We start from the raw sequence: 23,540 nt of genomic DNA on the forward strand, positions 1-23,540 counted from the left end.
ATCGACTATAAAAGGTATAAGACTATGAAACTTTCCTTGAAACTCATAATAGCTGTCACTCTGTGTGTATCGAACCTCTCAGTAGGGTGGGCACAAAGGCAATATCCCGGTTCGCCGGGATTACCGGATGATGTGGTGTGGATGCGTGAAATCTACCGTACGCTGGATTTGACAAAGGATACCAATGGTGCGTTGTACTATCCGGTGGAACCGCAGGGGAATAAAATGAATCTTTTCACAACGATGTTCCGTTTGCTGGCACAGAAGAAAATACCGGCTTACGCGTATCAACTGGATGGCACGGAACGTTTTCAGAAAGATGCTGAGGTGACTTTTCGTGATGTGTTGGATCGTTTCCAGATCTATTATGAATTGAAGAAGGTGGCAAATCGTCGTGATAGCGTTGTGTCTATCAGTAATGGTGACATACCTTCGGCAGATGTATTAAGCTATTTCATAAAAGAAGTCTGGTATTTTGATCAGCGCACTTCTACCTATGGTTCGGTGATAACGGCCATTTGTCCGGTATTGCATCGGTCGGAAGATTTCAGTTCGGAAAAGACCAAATTCCCTATGTTCTGGGTAAACTATCAAGATCTGGTTCCCTATTTAATGCAGTCTAAGATATCCGTTAGCAATTATAACAATGCGGCAAACAGTACTTGGGATGATTTCTTTGCAGCGCGTTTATATAAAGGTGATATTTATAAAACTACGAATTTGCAAAATCGTACCTTATCGCAATACTGTCCCACGGATAGTGCTATGGTGAAAGAGCAGAAAAGGATTGAAAAGGAACTGGCAGATTTTGAGAATTCATTGTACGGTAAGGATCTCGTAGAGGAGACAGATTCGGTTTCTGCAGCTTCGGGGACAAAAATTGTAAAGGCGAATTCCAAAAAGAAAGGACGTGACAATACTGTTACGGTTAGAAGTAAATCTTCTTCCTCTTCTAAGGCTAAATCTTCTTCTGGTAAGTCTCAGTCGGTATCTAAGCGTGAGGCAGCTGCCCCGAAGGCGTCAGTGCGACGACAACGGCGTTGAACAAAAATGAATCTATTTTGTTCTTTTTAAGAATTAATCCATATATTTGTCCCGATAATTTAAACAAAAAGAATTATGAAGAAGATTTTTAGTGCTTTCATTATAGCTGTATGCTGTATGTTTATGGCTATGCCTGCCCAGGCACAGCTCCTTAAATGGGGTGTAAAAGGTGGTGTGAACTTGACAAAGATAGACTGGGATGGAGGATTCAAAGGAAATAAGGATAACTCGACTGGTTTCTTTATTGGTCCGATGGCTGAAATCACAATTCCTATTGTAGGTCTGGGTGTTGATGGTGCTTTGTTATTCTCGCAGAGAGGTAAAGGTGACGTAAAACAAACCGGAGTGGAAGTTCCCGTTAATCTGAAATATACGATTGGATTGGGTAGCTTACTGGGTATTTATTTTGCTGCCGGTCCTGATTTCTTTTTTGATTTCGACAAGAAAGATAACGTTGACCGGAAGAAAACCCAGGTAGGACTTAACTTGGGAGCCGGTGTGAAGCTGATTAAGCATTTACAGGTGGGTGTGAACTATCAGTTCCCGATGGGCGATAGTTTTACTTGGAAAGAAGCGAGTAAGGCTGTCGGTGCAAAGAATAAGACTTGGCAAGTATCTGTCGCTTATCTTTTCTAAGAAGGGAAATATTTATCATATAAATAGCGTTGCTGATTTTGATTGGCAACGCTATTTTTTTGTCGTATCTTTGCCGCCGCGATGAAGAAATTTGTAGATGTCATATTGCCTTTGCCTTTGCCCCGTTGCTTCACCTATTTGCTACCTGAAGAATGGGCGGATGAGGTGCAGATGGGCTGCCGGGTGGTAGTTCCGTTCGGACGAAAGAAATACTATACAGCAATAGTGCGTAATGTGCATTATTGTGAACCGACGGATTATGAGGTAAAAGAAGTCTCTACATTGTTGGATGCCCGCCCGATTCTATTGCCGGAACAATTCAAGTTCTGGGAGTGGCTGGCTGATTACTATCTCTGTACACAAGGGGATGTTTATAAAGCTGCTTTGCCTTCCGGCTTGAAACTGGAAAGTGAGACGATGGTAGAATACAATCCGGATTTCGAATCGGAGGTCCGTCTGCCGGAACGGGAACAGAAGATATTGGATTTACTTTCAGCAGAACCCGAACAGTGTGTCACCAAGTTGGAAAAAGACAGTGGATTCAAGAATATACTTCCTGTTATCAAATCTTTGCTGGATAAGGAGGCTATCTTTGTGAAAGAAGAACTGCGCCGGACTTATAAACCCAAGACTGAAACGCGCGTAAGACTGACAGACGAGATGCGGAATGAAAAACGTCTGCAGGAACTCTTTGATGAACTGGCACGTGCTCCAAAGCAACTGGATTTATTGATGAAATACATTGAACTCTCCAGCATTCTGGGAGGAGATGGTCTGAAGAGTTTCCCTAAAGAAGTCACGAAGAAAGAGCTTTTGTTGCGGGCATCTGCTTCACCGGCAGTGTTTAATGGTTTGGTAGATAAGCATATCTTTGAAGTCTATCAGCAGGAAATAGGACGGCTGTACGCTGTTGTGCGCGATACTCTTCCCATCAATCCGTTGAATGAACATCAACAGGCGGCACACGATGAGATTGTGCAATGCTTTCAATCCAAAAATGTATGCTTGCTGCATGGTGTGACTGCCAGTGGAAAAACAGAAATCTATATACATTTGATTGAAGAAGCCATCCGGCAAGGAAAACAGGTATTGTATCTTTTGCCGGAAATAGCTCTTACCACTCAGATTACAGAGCGTCTGCAACGGGTGTTTGGAGATCGTTTGGGTATTTACCATTCTAAGTTTCCCGATGCAGAACGCGTAGAGATTTGGCAAAAGCAACTGACGGAAAAAGGATATGATATTATTCTGGGAGTCCGCTCTTCTGTATTTTTACCTTTCCGCAATCTGGGGTTGGTGATTGTAGATGAGGAACATGAGAATACCTATAAACAACAAGACCCTGCTCCTCGCTATCATGCCCGGAATGCAGCGATTATACTGGCATCCATGTATGGCGCCAAGACTTTGCTGGGTACGGCAACCCCCTCTATTGAGACGTGGCATAATGCCTCTTCCGGGAAGTATGGACTGGTGGAGCTGAAAGAGCGGTATAAAGAAATACAGTTGCCGGAGATTATCCCGGTGGACATATACGAATTGCATCGTAAAAAACGTATGAACGGGCCGTTTTCTCCATTGCTACTTCAATATATTCATGAAACTCTGGCGCAGAAAGAACAGGTTATCTTGTTCCAGAACCGGCGTGGCTTTGCCCCGATGATTGAATGTAATACATGTGGATGGGTGCCGAAGTGCAAGAACTGCGATGTGAGCCTGACGTTTCATAAAGGATTGAATCAGTTGACTTGCCATTATTGCGGTTATACATATCAGTTGCCCCGTGTATGCCCTGCTTGTGAAGGGACCGACTTGCGCAATCGAGGGTTTGGAACAGAGAAGATAGAAGATGATATCAAAGCTTTGTTTCCGGAAGCTACTGTTGCACGCATGGATCTGGATACTACCCGTACCCGTTCAGCTTACGAACGTATCATTGCAGATTTCGAACAAGGGAAAACTGATATATTGATAGGTACGCAAATGGTTTCCAAAGGATTGGACTTTGACCATGTCAGCGTGGTAGGTATCCTGAATGCAGATACCATGTTGAATTATCCGGATTTCCGTTCGTACGAACGTGCTTTCCAACTGATGGCGCAGGTTTCCGGACGTGCCGGACGAAAGAATAAGCGGGGACGTGTTATTTTGCAGACGAAGAGTATCGATCACCCTATTATAGAGCAGGTCATTCACAATGACTTTGAACAAATGGTAGCCGGACAACTTGCTGAGCGGCAGATATTTCACTATCCACCATATTACCGCCTGGTGTATGTTTATCTGAAAAACCGCAACGAGCAACTGCTTGACTTGATGGCACAGACCATGTCAGGCAAGTTGCGTGCAGTCTTTGGTAACCGTGTGCTGGGACCGGATAAACCGCCTGTTGCCCGGATACAAACCTTATTTATCCGGAAGATTATTGTCAAGATAGAGTATAATGCTCCGATGGCTCGTGCCCGTGAACTGCTGGTGCAGGTTCAGAAAGAGATGGTGTCTGAGGATCGTTTTAAATCTTTGATTGTCTATTACGATGTAGATCCGATGTAGGGGCTACTTTTTGGTTCCCTGCAAAATACCGGAATCTGTATCCATATTCTGAATTCTCTTATTGGTACTTTTGTATTGTCGTCCGAAGTTCAGGTTGAAGTTAAGCTTGACAACGATGGTATTTGACATGTTCGTACTGTGTATATCCGATTTTACAGGATTCAGTGCAGACCAGTTCTCATTCTCTGAGCGGTAAGTTTTCATAAATGGATTGTGTATTCCTGCCATAATAGCCCATGCCGGCTGCTTATAACCTATCATGAGTGTATGCATCAGATCGCCTTTCAACAATTGTTCACCGTATACATACCGGTTGGGTGGAGTGATAGTCATAAAGCTCAGAAGCCAGTTTTTATAGGAAGCATCCAGGTTAATACGTAATTCTTTCAAGGTATAGGTGTGCAGGTAATTGTTTCCTGTACTTATATACCGGTTAATTCCCGGTGTAACAGAAAGGCTGATATGATCTTTCCAGGGCTTTATCTTGAATGTGATTTCCGCTGCCAGATGTTGGAAGGACTTCTGGTTTTCATAAGTGCGGATGAACATACCTTCTTCATAAATTACAGATTCCATGATAGGATTCTTCTCGTATGCATAGCTCACCAATGCATCAATGCTGCAAATCCCTGTACTGAATACTGCATTAAAATCCTGAATCGTACTGCGGAATAATTTTAAGTCCGGGTTGCCCCTACGCGTTTGTAGGATGTCGATTCTTTGTTCCACATCATTTAGATAGGCTATGGAAGGAGCATTGTTTTTCAGATTGATATGATAGCGGAAATGCAGATTGTCCACAGGATTATAAGATACTAAGAGAGAAGGTTGGAGGCCATATCTTTCACTATGGTTATCTCTCTGGCTATAGTAGAAACGGTTGAATGATAGATTTGCCATGTATCCCCAATTCTGAATTTTGCCTTTATACTCGGCATAAGCATAACTTTCCGCTTGTTTAAGAAGGACGTCCATCACATCTTCTCCTTCATATCGGTTGTCTGTATAAGATTGCATATGTCTGAGGCCTCCCGTCAGTGTTCCTTGCTCTAATTTTTTCTCATAAATACCTTCGGCTATCAGCGAATACTTCTTTCCGGCAATATCGGAATATAACTCTGTATTGGCGATGCCTTCCTGCTTCTCCTGATAAATGCGTGTATTGCTGCTCTTGATATATGTGCCGACAAGATTGAATATGAGTCGCTGGTCATTCTTTAGATTTTGCTGATAGTATAGATCGAGGGATGGCAAGTGGTTCCGTTCTTTGGTGTGGTCGTAGATGGATACCGGAATGTCAGAATCAGACGTATAGAGCTTGCTCTTCCGGTCTTCATATCCGGCAGGATTATCTTGCAGGGTATATCTGAATTGTGCATTAAAGAGATATTTTCCTTTCTCCTGCAGGCTGTAGTTCAAGTTAGAAGTTAACAACTTCTTATTGAACAGCGTTGGTTCTCCGGTTTCCAGGCGATGAAGTTCTTTGTCGGGGAAGATGAAGTGCTCGTCATACTCACGTGTCCAGTCTCCTTTGCGTTGTATATACCGCACGTTGGCTGAGATTTCAGACTTTCCGTAGTTATATCTTCCGGAAATCATATCGTCGATAGAGGTACGGTTGCTGCTGAGGCTGTGGATGGCACCGCCGCTGATGCTACCCCCCATCTTTTTGTTTTTGGTTATATAATCTATCACGGCAGCAGCGTTTCCATAGCGTGCTCCCGGAGTATCGTGATATTCTATGCGGAGAATATCTTCGGGACTAAGGGAGGATATTTCCGTATAAGTAACCTGGACACCGTTAATCCGTAATTGTACTTCTCCGTTGCCGGAAGTGGTTATTTCGCCCGACATGATATCAACTGTGATTCGGGGAAGTTGTAATTTGCCTAATAAGTCTATGCCACTGGACGACATTTTCAGTTGATTCTGGGTCGGAAGAATTACTTTCCGGTCACCTTTTTCGATGACAGACCGTGCCTGGATGGTTACTTCATCCAGAGCGATAGCCATGATTCCGGTAGAATCTTTAGCAATGAGTTGGGCATAGGAGGGGCTGGCCATACACAGTAGTATGGTCAAAATTGACACTATTGTTTTCATAAATATTTGTGGGAATAGCTGTTACCCGGTAGGTAAACAGAGAGTTAAAAACTGAGGTTAGTAATTTAGAAGATCGTTATACAGTCCTTTCAGCCGTTTGCGAAGGTGAATGACGGCATAATGTTTTCGTGATAATAAAGTGTTGACTGATATTCCGGTGGTACTGGCAACTTCTTTGGCTGACAATCCTTCCATTTCCAATAGTTCGAATGCTTCCCGTTGTTCGGGTGGTAGCTCGGCAAGAGCTGTTTCAAGCTCTTGCCAAACGAGTGACCGCATATATTCTATTTCCGGAGTAGGCGGGGCATCGCTGAACAGCACTTCTGAGAACTCACTCAGTACATTATCTTCTTTATCATAGCTCGAAACCGGCAGTTCTTCCTCCTGCATTTTCTTGCCTTTATTGATAATGGTATTTCGTGCTACGCGATATAGCCATGCTGTAACCTGCTCGATAGGATTGAAAGTGCTTTCAATGGTTTTCACCAACTGATACAACACGTCTTGCAGAATGTCTTCGGCATCTTCTTTAGTGGAAACCCGCTTGCGGATAAATGCTTTCAAACGGGGTTGATTTTCTGCAATCAGTTCTTCCAAACTGTTGTCTTTGCCAGTCAGGTTATTCATTCTCTTTGGGAGTTTCGCTACCGTTGTTTCTATCAAAGTTTCTTTCATTGAAGAATCCGTCTCTTCCGAAAGGACCGCCAAATCCGAATTTCTTTCTTTTATTAATAAAATCCTTGCGTTCTTCCGGAGACATCTTCTCCCATTTAGCACGGAACGGGTTACCCTCTTTACCACCGGGCATTCCTCTACGGCCGGGAAAACCTCCTCTGCCCGGGAATCCTCCAAAGAGAATGTGTGCAAGTACAAACAATGCCAAAGCTTGCCAGAAGTTGATGGCTGCCAGTCCTAAGACTCCGGGTACTACGAAATTCCATAATAGCATGACTATTGCTCCAAATGCCGCAATGGCTAATACCCAAAACAAAGATATAATAAAAAATCTTTTTTTCATGATGTTCTAATTTTTATGATTTGCATATTGCTTTGAAAACGTTCTCTGTATATGCTGACAACTGAGAAGAAGAAATATTTTAAGAGAATGCAAAAAAACTTCTATATTTGCATTTTTAAATAAAAAATGTGCTTATGAAGCCTTGTAGAATACTTTTTGTCTGTTTAGGTAATATTTGCCGTTCTTCCTCTGCGGAAGGTGTGATGAAGCATTTGGTTTCAGAAGCCGGGCTGGAAGATCAGTTTGTGATAGACTCTGCCGGTATCTTGTCCTATCATCAGGGGGAATTGCCTGATAGCCGGATGCGTGCCCATGCTATTCGTCGCGGTTACGAGCTCACACATCGTTCGCGCCCCGTGCGAACGGAAGATTTCTATAATTTCGATTTGATTATCGGGATGGACGACCGGAATATTGATGACTTGAAAGATCGTGCCCCTTCTCCGGAAGAATGGAAGAAGATACACCGTATGACGGAATACTGTACCCGCTTTACGCATGCCGACCACGTGCCCGATCCATATTATGGTGGAGCCGAAGGGTTTGAGTATGTACTCGATCTACTGGAGGATGCTTGCGCAGGATTGTTAGATCGTATTTCGCAAAGCAACTAATACTAATCCTTTTCTTAGTAATAGATAGATGCCGGAGCTGCAGATATTAATTCGTTCCCTATAGGGGGACGCAATGTCCCTTATGGTGGGACGAATTAACGTTGGTATGGAAAAGCTTTCCGCTATACCTTATTGATTAATACTGTCGGTTGCATCGATCCCTAAAGATTGTAGCAGGAGCGCCAACTCTTTTGCAGATTTGAGAGGCATCCATCCCAATAAATAGCGGTGGTAGCAGAAGTCCTTATCTATCAGTTCTATAAATACCCGTGGCTGTTTGGAAGAGAATATGCAGAAGTTCAACTTGCGTATCTCATCGTAAGGTAATACCCGTTTGGAAAAACGGTTGCTTAAGACCAGACCCTCATGCTCAGTTCGGATGCTATGACACTTATAGAGAAGATAATAGAGGACTATAGGAAAGCATATCACATAGGTAGTCAGAGCGAAATACTTGGCGATATCTTTTACCAAGTATTCGCCTGTAGGCTCTTGTAATAAGACTTTCAGCATTACATATCCTAAGACAAGCAACACTGCTGTATAGAAAACGTCGAATAATATATTCCAGATACTCCAATAGCTCTTTTCCGGTACTGTTACTGCTTGTTTTGCTTGTGGAGTATAATTGCTGAAAGGTATCTGTTTGTCCAATAAATAATGGAGAACTTCCGTTCCTTTTTTGTTTGGACGGAGCATTTTTGTTTTTCCGGACCGCAATTGCAAGATCAGAATTGAAGGGCCTACCCGGAATTTATAATTCTGCATAAAGCAGAAGCTTTGGATAGCTTCCGGATTTATCTTCTTTCTGGAAAAGTACTGCTCGACTTTGCGTTTTTCTGTTTCATTTTGAGTGTAACTCATAGCGCTTACTTAGTGAAAAATCTGTTTATCCTGATAGAATCTCTTATCTTCATTCAGGCTACATGTAGCGTCTACACCTGCACTTTGCAGAGTCTCAGCAATGTCATTCAGTGTTCGCCGGGATACCCTGCCTATGTAGTAAAGACGATAGTGATAATCTTTGTCCAATATTTCCATCACATGTGTGAAAGCCTGTTCGCGTGCAAAGTCAAAGTTGACTTTGAGTATCTTTTCGTAGGGATACACTATCTCACGCCCTACACTATATATTCTGAGACTTTTATTGTCTACTTTCAGATAGCAAAAGCGTGTCATCAGCATGTGCATGAAGTAGATACTCAGACCGAACGAAATGATGCCCAGAATATATGCCCACCAACTTCCGAATGCAATAGCCTGATATCCCAATATCATGAACGTGATGAAAAGCACAAAGAAATAAAACATATAGAGTGACGGGCGCTGATAGGTAGTCGCCGGAATTTCCGCCGCTGTCCGTTCCCGCGAGATAGAATTATCAAAAGGTATGTTCTGCGAAACCAGATAGCGGATAATAGAAGATGGCTTCTGAAACGGGCGAACATAAAAAGCCTTTTGGCTACCCTGTTTCAGGTGTAATGTCAAGATGCCCGCACCATATTTATCCTTGACCTTCAGATTGCTTTTGCGTGGAACCTCGCGAAAACGCTTCATGAAACTGAAACTCTGGATGTCATGCAGCCGGACACCTTTGTGTTGCAGAAGGCTTTTGGTACGTTTTGGGTCTTGGGCAGTTGTTTTCATATTTCTTATTTTTTAAGTTCGGGATAGCTGATACGGGTATGGTAAATCGTTTTCAATTTTTCTTTGAAAACTGATTTTACGGTGGCGATATCCTTGAAGGTGATAGGGCATTCCTTGAAGTAACCTTCTTCTACTTGCGAATCAATAATCTTGTCCACCAGGTTATTGATACTATCTTCTGTATATTCGGGCAAACTGCGGGAGGCGGCTTCCACGGCATCTGCCATCATTAAGATAGCTGTTTCACGAGTGAATGGATTCGGGCCCGGGTAAGTGAATAATTCTTCGTTCGGTTCTTCGTCCGGGTGTTCATTTTTCCAGGAAATATAGAAATACTTCGTTTTTCCCCTGCCGTGGTGAGTACTGATAAAGTCTTTTATCACTTTAGGCAAGTTGTTCTTCTCAGCCAGTTTCAGTCCGTCCGTCACATGGCTGATGATGACCTGTGCACTTTGTTCATAACTGAGATTTTTGTGCGGATTGACACCTCTCGATTGGTTCTCAGTAAAGAATACCGGATTTTCCATCTTGCCAATGTCATGATATAAAGCGCCGGTACGTACTAACTGGCTCTTTGCCCCAATACGGTTGGCAGCTTCTGCTGCAAGGTTGGCCACTTGCATGGAGTGCTGGAAAGTACCCGGAACTGTTTCGGACAAGCGACGCAGCAACGGACTGTTGATATTGGAAAGTTCTACCAGGGTAACGTTGGAAGTAAATCCGAAAGTCTTCTCCAATAAGAATAAAAGCGGATAAGTAAACAATAGAAGTACTCCATTCACTGTGAAGTAGGTATACATGCTTCCATTCAGTTTCGACAAGTCGTTTTCAGTAATCAACTCAAATGAGAAATAAAGTGCAGCATAGGTAAGTATCACCAGCAGGGCTGTGCGGAAAAGTTGCGAACGCTGTGATAATTCCCGCAGGCTGAATATGGCAACCAGACCGGCGGCCAGTTGCAGGAGTATGAACTCATGCGGATAGCGTAAACAAATGGAGCATATCAGTATAGTGACTACCTGTGTGAGGAATGCCGTACGTGAGTCGAGGAATACACGGATAATGACCGGCAGCATCGCATAGGGAATAATGTAAACATTGTAGATATTATTAGCTACCATAAGGGCCGTCACCACACAATAAAACATGATTAGTGTAAAGAGTAGGGACAGGCTGCCCTTACGTTCATAATAGTCTTTACGGAACAAATCGAGATAAAGCATGAAGCACAGAATAAAGATACCGACAAATAGTGTTTGCCCAGTTAGTATCAGACGTTTCTGTCCCAGTGACTCACTGCGCTGAATAGATTCTTTCCGTAGACTTTCAAGAATATTATAAGTTTCCTGATCTATAATTTCTCCTCGGTCTATGATCTTCTGTCCGCTTACAACTATGCCATTTGCCCAGGCATAATTATCGAGGGTTTCTTTCTTGGCTGTTTCCGTACGCTGTTCATCGTATGACAGATTCGGATACAGATATTCGTTGAGAGAACACTGTCGTAAAATAAAAGGTGAGTAGTGTGCAGTGTCCGCAGTAAGCAGATAGGTATAGGCATCTTTTACGGAAAACAGTTGTTCGGTGCTTCGTTGGTTGGCAAGTTTATCATCAATTACCATAATGCCAGTGGTGCTGTCTTGCCGTAGTTGGTCGAGTCCCTCCGTAGAAAGTATGCCCGCCTTATAAATTTCCGACAATCTTTTTTCCAGGTAACGCATGTAATCGGAAGAGGGGACAATGTCACGCAGATGGCTTTGATAATCTGCTTTCAACTTACTGATAGCAGTCTTTTCTATACTTTTATCTAATTGATAATAAGGCTGGAAAGCAGCAAGAATACTGTCCTGCTCCCGTTTCACAACTGCATCGTCCTTATAGATAGGGAAATCGAATGTAGCCATAAGTTGTCCATATTTCCACGGTTTATCAATATCGAACTGATAATTAAATTTGCCGTCACGCGGCAGGAAGTATACAATAATAGCTACCGTGCCGATAAATATGAGTACTTTATACAGCAAATCTCTATAAGAAAAGCTTTTTTTAGTCTTGGTTTTATTCATATCGGTTGAATTTTTTGCGAAAAGTACAAAAAAAAACATTAGTGTGGAAAAAAAGGTTTAATTTTGCCGTCTAATTATCTCATAAGTAATGCAAAATATGACAGAAAGAAGAGTCAGAGTTCGATTTGCCCCAAGTCCTACAGGGGCGTTGCACATTGGTGGTGTGCGTACAGCATTATACAATTATCTTTTTGCACGCCAACATGGAGGTGATATGATTTTCCGTATCGAAGATACTGATAGTAACCGTTTTGTGCCGGGTGCAGAAGAATATATATTGGAATCTTTCAAATGGTTGGGTATCCCGTTCGATGAGGGAGTCAGCTTTGGTGGAGAGCATGGACCGTACCGCCAGTCCGAACGCCGTGAAATATACAAGAAGTATGTGAAAGTATTATTGGATGCGGGTAAGGCTTATATTGCTTTTGATACTCCCGAGGAGTTGGAAGCAAAGCGTGCTGAAATAGCCAATTTCCAATATGATGCTTCTACCCGTATGCAAATGCGTAATTCACTGACACTTTCTAAAGAAGAAGTAGATGCATTGATTGCCGAGGGTAAGCAGTACGTGGTTCGTTTTAAGATAGAACCCAATGAAGACGTGCATGTAAACGACCTGATCCGGGGTGAGGTGATAATTAATTCTTCTATTCTGGATGATAAGGTACTTTATAAATCAGCAGATGAGCTTCCGACCTATCACCTGGCAAATATTGTAGACGACCATTTGATGGAGGTTTCCCATGTAATTCGTGGTGAAGAATGGTTGCCCTCTGCCCCGTTGCACGTGTTGTTGTACCGTGCTTTTGGTTGGGAAGATACGATGCCGTCTTTTGCCCACCTGCCTTTGCTGCTGAAGCCGGAAGGTAACGGTAAGTTGAGCAAGCGTGACGGTGACCGTCTTGGTTTTCCCGTATTCCCATTGGAATGGCATGATCCCAAAACAGGTGAAGTGTCTTCCGGATATCGTGAATCGGGTTATCTGCCTGAGGCAGTGATTAATTTCCTGGTTTTGCTAGGCTGGAATCCGGGTAACGATCAGGAACTCATGTCTATGGATGAATTGATAAAATTGTTCGACCTGAGTCATTGCAGTAAATCTGGTGCTAAGTTCGATTACAAGAAAGGAATCTGGTTCAACCATGAATATATATTGTTGAAGCCGGATACGGAAATAGCAGAACTTTTTGTTCCGGTTCTGAAAGAACAGGGCGTGGAAGCTCCGTTTGAGAAAGTGGTAACTGTAGTAGGTATGATGAAGAATCGCGTAAGCTTTGTGCGCGAACTTTGGGAAGCTTCCAGTTTCTTCTTTGTAGCTCCCACCGAATATGACGAAAAGACTGTGAAGAAACGCTGGAAAGAAGATTCTGCTCAGTGCATGACTGAATTAATGGAAGTACTGGCAGGTATCGAGGACTTCGGCATCGAAAATCAGGAAAAGATTGTAATGGACTGGATTGCAGAAAAAGGATACCATACCGGAAATATAATGAATGCTTTTCGCCTGACGCTGGTAGGCGAGGGGAAAGGCCCGCATATGTTCGACATCTCCTGGGTGCTGGGCAAAGAAGAGACACTGGCGCGTATGAAACGAGCAATTGAAGTACTGAAATAAAATTGAAATCCAAGCTGAAGAAAGTATGTTTTATGACCTTGCGATAGGTATCTATGACCTTCTGGTGCATCTGGCGGCTCCTTTTAGCCGTAAACCCCGTAAAATGATGAAAGGGCATTGGGTGGTGTATGAACTTCTCAGACAGCAATTGGAAAAGGATGTGCGTTACATCTGGTTTCATGCGGCTTCCTTGGGCGAGTTTGAACAAGGGCGTCCTCTGATAGAGAAAATTCGTGCCAAATATCCTGATTATGGTATATTGCTGACATTCTTCTCTCCTTCCGGATATGAAGTACGTAAGAATTATCGTGGGGCGGATGTGGTATGTTACCTGCCGTTTGATAAACCCCGGAATGTGAAGAAATTCTTGGATATAGCGAATCCTTGCATGGCTTTCTTCATCAAATATGAGTTCTGGAAGAATTATCTGGATGAATTGCATAAACGTCGTATCCCGGTATATAGTGTTTCGTCTATATTCCGTCGGGGACAGGTCTTTTTCAAGTGGTATGGAGGAACTTATCGCCACGTATTACGTAATTTCGATCATTTGTTTGTGCAGAATGAACGTTCTAAACGCTATTTGGGTAAGATTGGCATCAATCGTGTGACGGTAGTTGGCGATACACGTTTTGACCGGGTTTTGCAGATACGTGAAGAAGCCAAGGAGTTACCTTTGGTAAAGCTTTTTAAGAATGATACGATGACTTTTATCGCCGGTAGTTCCTGGCAACCGGATGAAGATCTGTTTATCGAATATTTCAATAATCATCCGGAGGTAAAACTTATAATAGCTCCGCATGTGATAGATGAAAATCATTTGGTAGAGATAATCCGGAAATTGAAACGCCCGTATGTGCGTTATACCCGTGCGGACGAAAAGAATGTGCTGAAAGCTGATTGCCTGATTATCGATTGCTTCGGTTTACTGTCCTCTATCTATCGATATGGTGAGATAGCCTATGTAGGTGGCGGTTTCGGAGTGGGTATTCATAACACATTAGAGGCGGCTGTCTACGGAATTCCGGTTATATTCGGACCTAAATATCAGAAATTTATGGAAGCCACACAACTGATAGAAGCTAAGGGTGCTTTCTCTATCAAGAATTACGAGGAACTGAAAGAACTGCTCGACCGGATGCTGACGGATGAGAAATTCTTGCGTGAGACGGGAACAAATGCCGGATATTATGTCACCAGTAATGCCGGAGCTACGGATAAAATATTGAGTATGATTAATTTCTAAGAAATAGATATAAATAGAAAGCGGGCAGATAGATTCCTATCTGCCCGCTTTCTATTTATATCTATCTGTCGCTTTTTTACTCTTTATACCAGTTAGAATACATCAGATAGTTATGTGCAATCTTCTGATTCAACTCTTTAGCCTGCGCCGGATCTACTTTCTTTATGAATTTTGCAGGAACACCACCCCAGATGCTTCCCGGTTCAATGACCGTGTTGCTCAAAACCAGTGAGCCGGCAGCAACAATAGCGCCTTCACCCACAATAGCGTGGTCGAGAATGGTAGAGCCCATGCCTACCAATGCATAATCTTTAATGGTAGCTCCATGAATGGTGACGTTGTGCCCTACAGAAACGTGATCGCCTATTTCAATGGTTGATTTTTCATATAAGGTGTGCAGCACGCTTCCGTCTTGTATATTGACCCCGTTTCCGATACGGATGGAGTTTACGTCTCCGCGCAGTACGGTGCTGAACCAAATGCTGCAATCACGTCCCATTTTTACATCTCCGATGATGGCTGCATTGTCCGCTAAAAAACAGTTCTCTCCAAATTCAGGAGTGAAACCTCTGACTGATTTGATTAATGCCATTTTGTATACTGGTTACTATTTAGTGGTTATAATTTACTTGTTGCTTCCTTCAACCATGCCTGTTCTTCTTTGTTCAGGCTTGGCGATAATTTCTCATATACAGTTTGATGATAGCTGTTGAGCCATTCGATTTCTTCTGTAGTGAGCAGTTCTTTAATAATTCCTTTTTTGCAGATAGGGCAGAGGGTTACAGTCTCGAATTGCAGATAGTTGCCGAACATTCCTTCTCCGGCAGGAACTACCAGAACCAGATTTTCCGTCCGGATTCCATGACTTCCTGCTTTGTATACGCCCGGTTCGTTGGATGTCAGCATACCCAGTTGCAGGGGTATCGGGTTTTCGTTCATCCGGATACTCTGAGGTCCTTCGTGTACATTCAGGAAATGACCTACGCCATGTCCTGTACCATGCAGGAAGTTCATTCCCCGTTGCCATATCGGCATACGCGCCAGTACATCCAGTTGTGCTCCGCGTGTACCAACAGGAAATTTGGCCATTGCCAGTGCGATGTGCCCTTTTAATATTAATGTATAGTCTGTTTTCTCTTCTTTGGTTAGTTTACCTAAGGCAATCGTACGTGTAATATCTGTAGTTCCGTCCAGATATTGTGCGCCGGAATCTAATAGCAGAAAACCTTCAGGCTTTAGAGGAACATCTGTTTCGGGAGTCGCTTCGTAATGTACGATTGCCCCATGTTCTTTGTACCCTGCAATGGTGTCAAAGCTTTCTCCCTTGTATAAATCCTGTTCGGCACGGAAGTTATGCAGCTTTTTGTCTACACTTATCTCGGTTTCTTTGCCGGTGGGGACTACCTCTTCCAGCCACTTTAGGAATTTGACCAGAGCTACTCCGTCCCGTTGCATTGCTGCGTGTATTCCGGCTATTTCTTGTTTGTTACGAATTGCTTTCAGCAGAGTAACCGGGGAAGCTCCATGAATGATTCTGCAATTGGGGTTGACAGCTGAATACATGGCGTAATTTGTTTTAGCCGGGTTAATGAGCAGGCTATCCACATTTATCCGGTTGAGGTATGTTTCCACTTCCTCATAAGGGTGCAGGCTTGCTCCTATTTCTTTTAGATAGTTGGCAACCACAGGGGTAATCTTTTGTGGTTGGATGAAAAAGTGTGTATGTTGTTCTTCAATCAATAGGTAGCTGACAACTACAGGATTGCAATGTACATCACTGCCGCGCAGGTTGAGTGTCCATGCAATTTCGTCCAGAGCCGACAGGAATAATGCTTTGGCATTGCACTTTTTCAACTCTTCCCGGATAATGGAAATTTTTTCTGTGCTGCTTTTTCCTGCATATTTCGTTTCATGGATAAAAGCTGGACCTTCCGGCATTGGCGGTCGGTCGGTCCATAATTGCTCTAACGGATCTGAAATACTTTTCAGCCGTATCCGGTGTTTCTGTAATTTAACTCTCATGTCCTCCACAGCTTCTGCAGAAAACATTTTTCCATCAATACCTACGGTGTCACCGGGAGCTAATTGCATACTTAAAAACGTGGAGATACTGGGTGTTTCAGGAAGCATTTCTTTGTATAACTCTATTTCAGTACCTTCCAACTGTAGGGCAGCCTGGAGGAAATAGCGGGAATCGGTCCATAATCCTGCCTTAGTGGTAGTAACGACAACGGTTCCTGCGGAACCTGTAAAACCGGAAATCCATTCCCGGGATTTCCAATGGGGAGCAACATATTCACTCAGATGCGGGTCCGTACTCGGAATGATAAAGGCCTGTATGCCCTCTTGACTGAACAAAGCCCGTAAGGCTTGTATCCGATTGTTTATTGTCTGGCTCATATACTATTTATATATAGGTATAACGTTCATCCCTCAAAGATACTCACTTTCTTTGAATATCTTTTGCCGATTACTGTACTTTGTCCGTTGATAAGAGGAAACCAATGCCTTTTTTAATGCACAGACCGTACCAACACCGTACCAACTCCAAACATATAGACATGGAGCAGATACGGATCAGACACGGATTGGATATGGGACGGGTATTATTCCGGTCAACATCTTTTGCTGATATATGTCCTGTGTGTCTGCTTTTCCTCTGGGGCTGAGAGTTTTCTTGTTGGGATAATCTTTCTTCTTTTTATAGAATTTTTGGCGGAAAGTTTTGTGGATAAAGAAACTATGTGTAATTTTGCCGCTCAATTTAATCGTGAGATTTTTAAACCATTAACATTTTAATAAAAAGAAAATGATTGTAGTACCTGTAAAAGAAGGCGAAAACATTGAGAAAGCGCTGAAGAAATTTAAAAGAAAATTCGAGAAAACTGGTATCGTTAAGGAATTAAGAAGCAGACAGCAGTTTGACAAACCGTCTGTGGTTAACAGACTTAAGAAAGAACGTGCAGTTTACGTACAAAAACTTCAGCAAGTAGAAGATTAATAATTCGTAATTTCCTTTGAATTATTGAATTCTTTTCATACATTCGTTGCATGATTTTTGATGTAGCGATATATGTGGTTGACAGACTCTTTTCTTGACTATCTTCAGTACGAACGGAATTACTCCGAAGAGACTATAAAGTCTTATCGGGAAGATTTGCGTCAATTTGAAGAGTTTGCGAGAGAAGAAATTGGAGATTCGGCTCCATCGGAAGTAAAGGCTGAACTTGTTCGTGAATGGATTGTTTCCTTAATGGACAGGGGATATACTTCTACTTCAATAAACCGGAAGTTAAGTTCGCTCAGGTCATTTTATAAATTCCTTTTAAGGAAGGGTGAAGTGGCTGTGAATCCATTGCAAAAGATAACGGGGCCTAAAAATAAGAAACCGTTACCTGCTTTCCTTCGGGAGAGTGATATGGATAGATTGTTGGATGAGGTGGATTTCGGTGAAGGCTTTAAGGGATGTCGTGATCATATGATTATTGAGATGTTTTATGCCACAGGTGTGAGACTTTCAGAATTGATAGGATTGGACAATAAAGATGTAGATTTCTCTTCTTCACTTATCAAAGTGACGGGGAAACGAAATAAACAGCGTTTGATACCTTTTGGCGAAGAGTTGAAAATTGCAATGATGGAGTATGTCGATGTTAGAAATGAAGCAGTTCCGATTCGGACGAATGCATTTTTTGTCCGGGAGAATGGGGAGCGTCTTTCTCGCAGTATTGTTGAAAATCTAGTGAAACGAAACCTGTCAAAGGTAGTAACGTTGAAGAAACGTAGTCCTCATGTGTTGAGGCATACTTTTGCTACGACTATGCTGAATCATGATGCAGAACTCGGAGCTATAAAAGAGCTTCTCGGTCACGAGAGTTTGGCGACTACGGAGGTTTATACGCATACTACTTTTGAAGAACTTAAAAAAGTGTATAACCTGGCTCATCCTCGGGCCTAAAAGTAAGGAGGTAAGTATGGAAGTAAGAATTCAATCAATTCACTTTGACGCGTCAGAGCAATTGCAAGTCTTTATTCAGAAGAAAGTTGCAAAGTTGGAGAAGTATTACGATGATATAAAGAAAGTAGAGGTGTCATTAAAGGTAGTTAAACCAGAAACCGCAGAAAATAAAGAAGCCGGCGTAAAGGTGATTGTGCCTAACGGCGATTTTTACGCAAGTAAGATCTGTGATACGTTTGAAGAGGCAATCGATTTAAGTGTCGAAGCCGTAGAAAAACAGTTGGTTAAGTACAAGGAAAAACAACGGAGCAAATAAAATTTCGCTAAAATTTTGCGGAAAAGAAATAAATGCCTAAATTTGCAGCCGTTTCGCTCGCACTAGAACGTAACGGTTGCATTTTTTGAGTAATTGCCTCTTTAGCTCAGCTGGCCAGAGCACGTGATTTGTAATCTCGGGGTCGTTGGTTCGAATCCGACAAGAGGCTCAAAAAACAATTAAGGAAAAAGAGTTCTTTATTTAACTGTAAGGGCAAATACCAGAGTGGCCAAATGGGGCAGACTGTAAATCTGCTGGCTTACGCCTTCGGTGGTTCGAATCCATCTTTGCCCACACCTCTTTTCTCCTTGCTGTTATAGCTCAGCGGTAGAGCACTTCCTTGGTAAGGAAGAGGTCCCGGGTTCAAGTCCCGGTAACAGCTCATGAATATGTAAATGCTGATTATTAATCAAATAAATAACAAGTAAAGCTATGGCTAAAGAGAAATTCGAACGTAAAAAACCGCACGTAAACATCGGTACAATCGGTCACGTTGACCACGGTAAAACCACGTTAACGGCTGCTATCACTACAGTGTTGGCAAAGAAAGGTCTTTCAGAAGTTAAATCTTTCGATCAGATCGATAATGCTCCTGAAGAAAAGGAAAGAGGTATTACTATTAATACTTCACACGTAGAGTATGAAACTGCTAACCGTCACTATGCTCACGTAGACTGTCCGGGTCACGCCGACTACGTAAAGAACATGGTAACTGGTGCTGCTCAGATGGACGGTGCTATCATTGTAGTTGCTGCTACTGATGGTCCGATGCCTCAGACTCGTGAGCACATCCTGTTGGCTCGTCAGGTAAACGTACCGAAGCTTGTTGTTTTTATGAACAAGTGCGATATGGTTGATGACGAAGAAATGTTGGAACTCGTTGAAATGGAAATGCGCGAACTGTTGGCTGCATACGAATTCGACGGTGACAATACTCCTATCATCCGTGGTTCTGCTCTTGGTGCATTGAATGGCGTAGAAAAATGGGAAGATAAAGTTATGGAGCTGATGGATGCTGTTGATACTTGGATTCCGCTGCCTCCGCGTGATGTTGATAAACCGTTCTTGATGCCGGTTGAAGACGTGTTCTCTATTACTGGTCGTGGTACTGTTGCTACTGGTCGTATCGAAACTGGTATCATTCATGTAGGTGACGAAGTTGAAATCCTCGGTCTGGGTGAAGATAAGAAATCTGTTGTAACTGGTGTTGAAATGTTCCGCAAATTGCTGGATCAGGGTGAAGCTGGTGATAACGTTGGTTTGTTGCTTCGTGGTATTGATAAGAATGAAATCAAACGCGGTATGGTTCTTTGTAAACCGGGTCAGATTAAACCTCACTCTAAATTCAAAGCTTCTATCTATGTTTTGAAAAAAGAAGAAGGTGGTCGTCATACTCCGTTCCACAACAAATATCGTCCTCAATTCTATCTGCGTACTATGGACTGTACAGGTGAAATCACTCTTCCGGAAGGAACTGAAATGGTGATGCCTGGTGATAACGTAGAAATCAACGTAGAATTGATCTATCCGGTAGCTCTGAACGTAGGTTTGCGTTTTGCTATCCGCGAAGGTGGTCGTACGGTAGGTTCAGGTCAGATTACTGAAATTCTTGACTAATTACCAAATATTTTAATCAGTTCCCGGTGTATATCGGGAACTGATTATGTTCACACGGGAGTAGCTCAGTTGGTAGAGCACCGGTCTCCAAAACCGGGTGTCGGGAGTTCGAGCCTCTCCTCCCGTGCTAATATTTTTGAAATGAAGAAGATTGTAGCTTATATTAAAGAAACTTACGACGAACTTGTACATAAAGTATCGTGGCCTACGTATTCTGAACTTACTAACAGTGCAGTAGTTGTTTTATATGCTTCCCTGCTTATTGCATTGGTAGTATTTGCGATGGACTTCTGTTTCCAGAACGTAATGGAGAAAATTATTTATCCACACTAAAAACGAGGGAAAATGTCTGAGATTGAAAAGAAATGGTACGTCCTGCGTGCTATTAGTGGAAAAGAAGCTAAGGTGAAGGAATACCTTGAAGCTGATATTAAAAACAGCGACCTTGGTGATTATGTATCTCAGGTATTGATTCCTACCGAAAAGGTTTATCAGGTTCGCAATGGAAAGAAAATTGTGAAAGAGAGAAGTTATCTCCCTGGTTACGTTTTGGTGGAGGCAGCTCTGGTTGGTGAGGTAGCTCACCACTTGAGAAATACTCCTAATGTGATTGGATTCTTAGGTGGATCGGATAAACCTGTTCCCCTGAGACAATCGGAAGTGAATCGTATACTTGGTACGGTGGACGAGCTACAGGATGCTACTGAAGAGCTTAGTATCCCGTATGTAGTCGGTGAAACTGTGAAAGTAAATTACGGCCCGTTCAGTGGATTCAGTGGTATCATTGAAGAAGTGAACACCGAGAAGAAGAAACTCAAGGTTATGGTAAAGATATTCGGACGGAAAACTCCGCTCGAATTGGGCTTTATGCAAGTTGAAAAAGAATAATACAGGTGTTACGCTGTAGTGTTCTTTGATTAATGTTTATATATAAATCAATAAAAAAATGGCTAAAGAAGTTGCTGGACTAATCAAATTACAGATTAAAGGAGGCGCGGCAAATCCATCACCTCCCGTAGGACCTGCTTTGGGTTCAAAGGGTATTAACATCATGGAGTTTTGCAAGCAATTCAACGCCAGAACCCAAGACAAAGCAGGAAAAATTCTTCCTGTGATTATCACTTACTACGCAGATAAGTCTTTCGATTTTGTAATCAAGACTCCTCCCGTTGCTATTCAATTACTTGAATTAGCTAAGGTAAAGAGTGGTTCTGCTGAGCCTAACCGTAAGAAAATTGCCGAGATTACTTGGGAACAGGTTCGTACGATTGCTCAGGACAAATTGGTGGACTTGAACTGTTTCACTGTAGAAGCTGCCATGACAATGGTTGCTGGTACGGCTAGAAGTATGGGTATCACTGTAAAAGGGGAGTTCCCGGTTAATAACTAATAAACTTCAATTAGAATGGGTAAACTGACAAAAAAACAAAAGTTGGCTGCAGAAAAAATTGAAGCAGGGAAAGCATACTCACTGAAAGAAGCTGCATCTTTGGTAAAGGAAATCACCTATACTAAGTTTGATGCTTCACTGGATATTGACGTGCGTTTGGGCGTTGACCCGCGTAAGGCGAACCAGATGGTGAGAGGTGTTGTATCACTTCCTCATGGTACTGGTAAAGTTGTACGCGTTTTGGTGCTTTGTACACCGGATGCTGAAGCTGCTGCAAAAGAAGCCGGAGCTGACTACGTTGGTCTTGACGAATATATTGAAAAGATCAAAGGTGGATGGACTGATGTGGATGTAATCATCACTATGCCGTCTATCATGGGTAAAATTGGTGCACTCGGTCGTGTGCTCGGTCCTCGTGGATTGATGCCTAACCCGAAGAGTGGTACTGTAACTATGGATGTTGCTAAAGCTGTAAGAGAAGTAAAACAAGGTAAGATCGACTTTAAAGTTGATAAGAGTGGTATTGTTCATACTTCTATCGGTAAAGTTTCATTTGGTGTTGATCAAATTCGTGATAATGCGAAGGAATTCATCTCTACTTTGAATAAATTGAAACCGACTGCAGCCAAGGGTACATATATTAAGAGTATTTATCTTTCTAGCACAATGAGTGCAGGTATCAAGATTGACCCGAAATCAGTAGAAGAAATCTAATAAAACGGAGTAATAATGAGAAAGGAAGATAAAAGTACGATTATTGAGCAGATTGCTGCTACAGTAAAGGAATATAGTCACTTCTATTTGATAGACATCACTGCGATGAACGCTGCTGCTACAAGCGCGTTGAGAAGAGAATGTTTCAAATCAGACATCAAATTGATGCTGATTAAGAATACATTGCTTCACAAAGCATTGGAAAGTCTGGAAGAAGATTATTCTCCGCTTTATGGTTGCTTGAAAGGTACTACAGCTATTATGTTCTGTAATACTGCCAACTTACCTGCTAAGTTGATCAAAGCAAAAGCTAAAGACGGTATTCCCGGACTGAAAGCTGCATATGCAGAAGAAAGCTTCTATGTTGGTGCTGACCAGTTGGATGCTCTCGTTAGTATTAAGAGTAAGAATGAAGTTATTGCCGATATCGTTGCTTTGCTGCAATCACCGGCCAAGAATGTTATTTCTGCTCTCCAATCAGGTGGAAACACCATTCACGGAGTTCTCAAAACTCTTGGTGAACGTCCCGAATAAATTTTTCATAAACAAATTAGTAATTAAACAATTAAAATCATACAAAAATGGCAGATTTGAAAGCTTTTGCAGAACAATTAGTTAACTTGACAGTAAAAGAAGTTAATGAACTTGCAACTATCCTTAAAGAAGAATATGGTATTGAACCTGCTGCTGCAGCTGTAGCTGTTGCTGCTGGTCCTGCAGCTGGTGGTGCTGCTGCCGCTGAAGAAAAGACTTCTTTTGATGTAGTATTGAAGAGCGCTGGTGCAGCTAAACTTCAGGTTGTTAAGGCCGTGAAGGAAGCTTGTGGTCTTGGCTTGAAAGAAGCTAAGGACATGGTAGACGGTGCTCCTAGCGTAGTTAAAGAAGGTTTGGCTAAAGACGAAGCAGAATCATTGAAGAAAACATTGGAAGAAGCTGGAGCTGAAGTTGAACTTAAATAACATTAGCCTGTAAATCAGGTAATTCGGTTAAGAACCCTTCTGAA

The 23,540-nt window shown here is 42.4% G+C and carries 24 protein-coding genes and 4 tRNA genes; 20 read left to right on the forward strand and 8 right to left on the reverse strand.

The features are described from left to right. Positions 1-24 precede the first annotated feature (24 nt). From porN to priA, 3 genes are all read left to right on the forward strand, one after another. Positions 25-1,044, forward strand: a complete 1,020-nt coding sequence (gene porN / locus BACINT_RS08020; RefSeq protein WP_044154837.1) for a type IX secretion system ring subunit PorN/GldN — start codon at positions 25-27, stop codon at positions 1,042-1,044. Between the two features lie 75 nt (positions 1,045-1,119). Next, positions 1,120-1,680, forward strand: a complete 561-nt coding sequence (locus tag BACINT_RS08025) for a porin family protein (RefSeq protein WP_007662101.1) — start codon at positions 1,120-1,122, stop codon at positions 1,678-1,680. A gap of 81 nt (positions 1,681-1,761) precedes the next feature. Next, complete coding sequence (priA, locus tag BACINT_RS08030) at positions 1,762-4,233, forward strand: replication restart helicase PriA (RefSeq protein ID WP_007662102.1); 2,472 nt, start codon at positions 1,762-1,764, stop codon at positions 4,231-4,233. A 3-nt stretch (positions 4,234-4,236) separates the two neighbouring features. Here the strand turns inward: priA and BACINT_RS08035 are convergent, their stop codons facing one another. The 3 genes from BACINT_RS08035 to BACINT_RS08045 are packed head-to-tail and all read right to left on the reverse strand — an operon-like array spanning position 4,237 to position 7,354. Next, positions 4,237-6,336: a TonB-dependent receptor plug domain-containing protein gene (locus BACINT_RS08035; RefSeq protein WP_225663158.1), complete on the reverse strand. Its 2,100-nt coding sequence runs from the start codon at positions 6,334-6,336 to the stop codon at positions 4,237-4,239. Between the two features lie 57 nt (positions 6,337-6,393). Further along, entirely contained in the window at positions 6,394-6,963 is a 570-nt protein-coding gene (locus BACINT_RS08040) for an RNA polymerase sigma factor (RefSeq protein ID WP_007662104.1), read from the reverse strand. Next, positions 6,956-7,354, reverse strand: a complete 399-nt coding sequence (locus BACINT_RS08045) for a hypothetical protein (protein ID WP_007662105.1) — start codon at positions 7,352-7,354, stop codon at positions 6,956-6,958. Before BACINT_RS08045 ends, BACINT_RS08040 begins: the two co-directional genes overlap by 8 nt. 134 nt (positions 7,355-7,488) lie before the next feature. Here BACINT_RS08045 and BACINT_RS08050 point away from each other — a divergent pair, with 134 nt between their 5' ends. Next, a complete protein-coding gene (locus BACINT_RS08050; protein ID WP_044154838.1) occupies positions 7,489-7,968 on the forward strand; it encodes a low molecular weight protein-tyrosine-phosphatase in 480 nt (159 codons plus the stop codon). 129 nt (positions 7,969-8,097) lie between these two features. Here the strand turns inward: BACINT_RS08050 and BACINT_RS08055 are convergent, their stop codons facing one another. The 3 genes from BACINT_RS08055 to BACINT_RS08065 are packed head-to-tail and all read right to left on the reverse strand — an operon-like array spanning position 8,098 to position 11,681. After that, positions 8,098-8,832 (reverse strand): hypothetical protein, encoded by a 735-nt coding sequence (locus BACINT_RS08055; protein ID WP_007662107.1) that lies wholly within the window; start codon positions 8,830-8,832, stop codon positions 8,098-8,100. A gap of 9 nt (positions 8,833-8,841) precedes the next feature. Beyond that, positions 8,842-9,615 carry a hypothetical protein gene (locus BACINT_RS08060; RefSeq protein WP_007662108.1) on the reverse strand — a complete coding sequence of 258 codons (774 nt, stop codon included), beginning with the start codon at positions 9,613-9,615 and terminating at the stop codon, positions 8,842-8,844. Positions 9,616-9,620: 5 nt separating this feature from the next. Beyond that, complete coding sequence (locus BACINT_RS08065; RefSeq protein WP_044154956.1) at positions 9,621-11,681, reverse strand: HD family phosphohydrolase; 2,061 nt, start codon at positions 11,679-11,681, stop codon at positions 9,621-9,623. 97 nt (positions 11,682-11,778) lie between these two features. Here BACINT_RS08065 and gltX point away from each other — a divergent pair, with 97 nt between their 5' ends. Then, positions 11,779-13,296: a glutamate--tRNA ligase gene (gltX, locus tag BACINT_RS08070; protein WP_044154839.1), complete on the forward strand. Its 1,518-nt coding sequence runs from the start codon at positions 11,779-11,781 to the stop codon at positions 13,294-13,296. Between the two features lie 25 nt (positions 13,297-13,321). After that, complete coding sequence (locus tag BACINT_RS08075; RefSeq protein WP_007662111.1) at positions 13,322-14,542, forward strand: 3-deoxy-D-manno-octulosonic acid transferase; 1,221 nt, start codon at positions 13,322-13,324, stop codon at positions 14,540-14,542. A 76-nt stretch (positions 14,543-14,618) separates the two neighbouring features. Here BACINT_RS08075 and BACINT_RS08080 read toward each other — a convergent pair whose 3' ends face one another. Together BACINT_RS08080 and BACINT_RS08085 are read right to left on the reverse strand one after the other, a co-directional pair. Continuing rightward, entirely contained in the window at positions 14,619-15,134 is a 516-nt protein-coding gene (locus BACINT_RS08080) for a gamma carbonic anhydrase family protein (protein WP_007662112.1), read from the reverse strand. Positions 15,135-15,160: 26 nt separating this feature from the next. Next, positions 15,161-16,942: an aminopeptidase P family protein gene (locus BACINT_RS08085; RefSeq protein ID WP_007662113.1), complete on the reverse strand. Its 1,782-nt coding sequence runs from the start codon at positions 16,940-16,942 to the stop codon at positions 15,161-15,163. Positions 16,943-17,351: 409 nt separating this feature from the next. Between BACINT_RS08085 and rpsU the strand changes: the two genes are divergently transcribed. The 14 genes from rpsU (at position 17,352) to rplL (ending at position 23,496) form a co-directional block, all read left to right on the forward strand. Beyond that, positions 17,352-17,543, forward strand: coding sequence for a 30S ribosomal protein S21 (gene rpsU, locus BACINT_RS08095; RefSeq protein WP_007662115.1), 192 nt, complete (start codon positions 17,352-17,354; stop codon positions 17,541-17,543). 72 nt (positions 17,544-17,615) lie between these two features. Then, the gene (gene xerC / locus BACINT_RS08100; RefSeq protein ID WP_007662116.1) at positions 17,616-18,500 is read left to right on the forward strand and encodes a tyrosine recombinase XerC; all 885 of its coding nucleotides are present in this window, start codon (positions 17,616-17,618) and stop codon (positions 18,498-18,500) included. 16 nt (positions 18,501-18,516) lie between these two features. After that, the gene (gene hpf / locus BACINT_RS08105) at positions 18,517-18,816 is read left to right on the forward strand and encodes a ribosome hibernation-promoting factor, HPF/YfiA family (protein ID WP_007662117.1); all 300 of its coding nucleotides are present in this window, start codon (positions 18,517-18,519) and stop codon (positions 18,814-18,816) included. Positions 18,817-18,911: 95 nt separating this feature from the next. Continuing rightward, positions 18,912-18,985: transfer RNA gene (locus tag BACINT_RS08110), tRNA-Thr, on the forward strand. A 42-nt stretch (positions 18,986-19,027) separates the two neighbouring features. Then, positions 19,028-19,110, forward strand: a tRNA-Tyr gene (locus BACINT_RS08115). A 16-nt stretch (positions 19,111-19,126) separates the two neighbouring features. Continuing rightward, positions 19,127-19,198: transfer RNA gene (locus BACINT_RS08120), tRNA-Thr, on the forward strand. Between the two features lie 50 nt (positions 19,199-19,248). Next, positions 19,249-20,433, forward strand: coding sequence for an elongation factor Tu (gene tuf, locus BACINT_RS08125; RefSeq protein ID WP_007662118.1), 1,185 nt, complete (start codon positions 19,249-19,251; stop codon positions 20,431-20,433). A gap of 54 nt (positions 20,434-20,487) precedes the next feature. Continuing rightward, positions 20,488-20,560 (forward strand) — tRNA-Trp (locus BACINT_RS08130). A 14-nt stretch (positions 20,561-20,574) separates the two neighbouring features. Then, on the forward strand, positions 20,575-20,766 hold the full coding sequence (gene secE / locus BACINT_RS08135) for a preprotein translocase subunit SecE (RefSeq protein WP_007662120.1): 192 nt from the start codon (positions 20,575-20,577) through the stop codon (positions 20,764-20,766). A 12-nt stretch (positions 20,767-20,778) separates the two neighbouring features. Then, complete coding sequence (gene nusG / locus BACINT_RS08140) at positions 20,779-21,321, forward strand: transcription termination/antitermination protein NusG (protein ID WP_007662121.1); 543 nt, start codon at positions 20,779-20,781, stop codon at positions 21,319-21,321. A gap of 58 nt (positions 21,322-21,379) precedes the next feature. Next, positions 21,380-21,823, forward strand: coding sequence for a 50S ribosomal protein L11 (gene rplK, locus BACINT_RS08145; protein WP_007662123.1), 444 nt, complete (start codon positions 21,380-21,382; stop codon positions 21,821-21,823). Between the two features lie 15 nt (positions 21,824-21,838). Then, positions 21,839-22,537 (forward strand): 50S ribosomal protein L1, encoded by a 699-nt coding sequence (gene rplA, locus BACINT_RS08150; RefSeq protein WP_007662125.1) that lies wholly within the window; start codon positions 21,839-21,841, stop codon positions 22,535-22,537. Positions 22,538-22,552: 15 nt separating this feature from the next. Then, entirely contained in the window at positions 22,553-23,071 is a 519-nt protein-coding gene (gene rplJ, locus BACINT_RS08155) for a 50S ribosomal protein L10 (protein WP_007662127.1), read from the forward strand. Between the two features lie 47 nt (positions 23,072-23,118). Beyond that, complete coding sequence (gene rplL / locus BACINT_RS08160; protein WP_007662129.1) at positions 23,119-23,496, forward strand: 50S ribosomal protein L7/L12; 378 nt, start codon at positions 23,119-23,121, stop codon at positions 23,494-23,496. Positions 23,497-23,540: the final 44 nt, after the last annotated feature.

Origin of the sequence: Bacteroides intestinalis DSM 17393 (genome assembly GCF_000172175.1) — a bacterium.
GTDB classification, from domain to species: domain Bacteria; phylum Bacteroidota; class Bacteroidia; order Bacteroidales; family Bacteroidaceae; genus Bacteroides; species Bacteroides intestinalis.